The following is a 2,868-nucleotide window of genomic DNA, read 5'->3' as shown; positions in this document are numbered from 1 at the left end:
CGCAGGGCGAGCACAAGCTGGCGCGCGGCTACCGGCCGGTGATCATGCATTCCGCGCACTACATTGCGCACCCCGGCCTGCGCAACGCCGTCGCCGACTACCTCAGGCGCGAACGCCACGAGGTGGAGCGGATGAGCGAATATCTGGAAGAGCACACCCCGTTCCGCAAGGATCTGGAGGAGTAGCAACAGGGCTGCCTTGACGAGCAGGGCCGACTTCGTCCGATCGTCTTGCCGATTTTCCACCGTTTCGCTACACGAAAGGCACAATCCGGAGCGTTCGCCATGACCGAGGCCGCCTACGATACCGACAACATCTTCGCCAAGATCCTGCGCGGCGAAATTCCCTCGCACCGGGTCTACGAGGATGACGCTGTCATCGCCTTCATGGATGTGATGCCGCAGGGGCCGGGCCACACGCTGGTGGTGCCGAAAGCGCCGTCGCGCAACCTGCTCGACGCCGACCCGTCAATTTTCGGCCATCTCTTGAGCGTCGTTCAGAAAGTGGCGCTGGCGGTGAAAAAGGCCTTTGGCGCCGACGGCGTCACCATCATGCAGTTCAATGAGCCGGCATCGGGGCAAACCGTCTATCATCTGCACGTACATGTCATTCCGCGCTTCGACGGCATCCCGCTGAAGCCGCACACGGGAGGAATGGAGAAGCCGGAGGTGCTGACCGAAAATGCCGAAAAGATCCGGACTGCACTCGAAAATTGAGAAACGCGAGGTCAGCCGATGTGGCGGACCGGGTAGCGCCGTTCAGCCGAGAAGACGATTCTAGTGCCCGGGCGGGCCGGCGCCGGGACTCAACCGTTTGCAACTCTAATCGTCTGATTAGGAAATATTGAACCGTCTCACGGTAAAATGGTAACGGCGTGGCGAGCTGGGCTTCAAAACCATGGAACATTCGGTTGCGGCATCGGCCCCACTGACGGGGGCTATTGTCGGACGTGCTTTTCCTGGCATCTTGGCGGATGCCTTTTGGCGACACCGGCTGCTGCACGCTATGGCTACCGCTGCGCTGCTTCTGGCAAGCGCAGTCGGGTGGCACACTGGAAACATGCCGGATTTCGGCGTTCTGGCGGAATACGCCGAGTATCTTTTCATCGCCTTCTGGATTTGCGGCTCAGCCCTTGCACTTGGGACGCTTTTCCACCTTGCGCTGGTCCAGCGGGAAACCGAACCGCTGCACACCTTCCTCAAGTCACTGGGTAGATTCTTTGGCGATGCCGAACGCATTGCCAACAGCCTGAATGGCCTGGGTGCGGGTCTTGCCTTCATATCCGCGATCGGTGTGTTGAAGGGAGCCATTGCAATCCTCTCTCCGTTCGCATGGGACAAAGCATTGGCTCACGCCGATCGCATCCTGCATTTCGGTCGAGCCCCGCACGAATGGTTGTGGTTTGTCGTCCAGTCGCCGCTTGCATTGAAGATCATCAACATCGCGTACAATTTCTGGTTCGTCGTGCTCATCACCGCGGTTTTCACCGTGTGCATCACACGCAAGGATACGAAGCTGCGTCACCAGTTCCTGATGAGCTTCATGACGGTGTGGACGCTGGGTGGCTTCTTCCTCGCGATGGGCCTGTCGTCGGCTGGCCCCTGCTTTTACGAGCGATTGGGGTTCGGCAACGACTTTCACCCCCTCATGCAAGCACTTGCCGTTGCCGATCGCGTCTATCCGATCTGGGCGCTCAGCACGCAGGATATGCTGTGGAGTGGCTATACCGGCGCAACTACCGGCAGCGTCGGCATATCCGCCTTCCCATCCCTGCACGTTGTGATGGCGGTGCTGTTCGCCCTCTATGCAACACGGCGGTCTCGGCTGGCCGGTCTTGTGATGTGGTTATTCGCCGGCGTCATTATGGTCGGTTCCGTCGTGCTTGGCTGGCACTATGCCTTGGATGGCTATGCGGGTGCATTCCTGATGATCGCGATCTGGAAGGTGTGCGGATATTTGCTGACCCGTTTCGCGCCGGACCGCATGGCCGCTGAAATCGAGAGCTCCACGATGCAATCGCCGGCCGTTTGCAGGCTGTAAATTCGCCGATCTGGACGAACCCGCCTGCGGCGGCCATGCCGGTCAAAACGGCTCAAGGGCCGCGCTGGATGGGTTGGATAGTTTCTGAAACGTTGTTGGATACGGTGCTTGCCGAAGCTGCTCTGCGATCGTATCCGCGCACTGCTTCGGGCTCAGGAGCGAGGTATCGACTTCCAGATCGTACACGCCTGGGCGGTGGACCTCCTCCTGCCACAGGCGCACGGGCAACGGCACCGGATCGTCTGATGAGCCGGTCACATATCTCTTGTCCGCCGCGCTGGCGGCACGCCTTTCCATGATGATTTCCAGCGGGCAGCGAACACCGACAAACAGCACCGGCAGACCTACAAGCCGGCGCGCGCAATCAGCCACAATGTGAAGTGGTCTCGAATAGGCGTCGTGATGGCCGATATCCGCCACGACATTCAGCCCCAGCCGGCTGTGGGCGGCGATCGATTCGTAGAGCGCGGCGTATAGTCCGGGCACGAGGGCCTCAAGGTCCGGACGCTCGCCACCGGGCCGCAATCCTATCCCGGGCCGATAGCGTGCCGGCGTAGCCTGCTCGTAAACGTCGACGCCGAGATTGATCCAGACGCCATCGAAGCGCTCCTGAACAGCTCTGGCGATGCTTGTTTTTCCCGATCGCGGCGCACCGTTCAGGATGATGATCTGGCCGCTCATGCCCCTCCTCCTTGCAAACGAAAAAAGCCCCGTTTCCGGGGCTTTCAGACTGCTGACAAACCCCGTCGATTTTCGGCGGGGTTTTTTGTTATGTGATTGAAGTGTCTTGGACTGTTTGTGTCAGGAGATTTTGACAAGAGGCATTGA

At 59.8% G+C, this 2,868-nt stretch carries 4 protein-coding genes; 3 read left to right on the top strand and 1 reads right to left on the bottom strand.

Annotated elements, in window-relative coordinates:
- The 3 genes from EN939_RS28230 to EN939_RS28220 all read left to right on the top strand — a co-directional run.
- Positions 1–185: peptidogalycan biosysnthesis protein (locus EN939_RS28230; RefSeq protein WP_206517470.1), on the top strand; the 185-nt coding region annotated here is incomplete at its 5' end.
- 99 nt (positions 186–284) lie between these two features.
- Positions 285–716: an HIT family protein gene (locus tag EN939_RS28225; protein WP_127271001.1), complete on the top strand. Its 432-nt coding sequence runs from the start codon at positions 285–287 to the stop codon at positions 714–716.
- 181 nt (positions 717–897) lie between these two features.
- On the top strand, positions 898–2,040 hold the full coding sequence (locus EN939_RS28220) for a phosphatase PAP2 family protein (protein WP_236383050.1): 1,143 nt from the start codon (positions 898–900) through the stop codon (positions 2,038–2,040).
- 42 nt (positions 2,041–2,082) lie between these two features.
- Here EN939_RS28220 and EN939_RS28215 read toward each other — a convergent pair whose 3' ends face one another.
- Complete coding sequence (locus EN939_RS28215) at positions 2,083–2,721, bottom strand: chloramphenicol phosphotransferase CPT family protein (RefSeq protein WP_127270999.1); 639 nt, start codon at positions 2,719–2,721, stop codon at positions 2,083–2,085.
- Positions 2,722–2,868: the final 147 nt, after the last annotated feature.

Origin of the sequence: Mesorhizobium sp. M7A.F.Ca.CA.002.05.1.1 (assembly GCF_003998335.1) — a bacterium.
Classification (GTDB): domain Bacteria; phylum Pseudomonadota; class Alphaproteobacteria; order Rhizobiales; family Rhizobiaceae; genus Mesorhizobium.
Note: the sequence above shows the minus strand (reverse complement) of the source record. Positions and strands in the feature narration are given on the sequence as shown.

Bases quoted from the DNA above. Each gene is read 5' to 3' on its own strand.
- EN939_RS28220 (WP_236383050.1), top strand. From the start codon at position 898: ATGGAACATTCGGTTGCGGCATCGGCCCCACTGACGGGGGCTATTGTC.
- EN939_RS28225 (WP_127271001.1), top strand. From the start codon at position 285: ATGACCGAGGCCGCCTACGATACCGACAACATCTTCGCCAAGATCCTG.
- EN939_RS28215 (WP_127270999.1), bottom strand. From the start codon at position 2,721: ATGAGCGGCCAGATCATCATCCTGAACGGTGCGCCGCGATCGGGAAAA.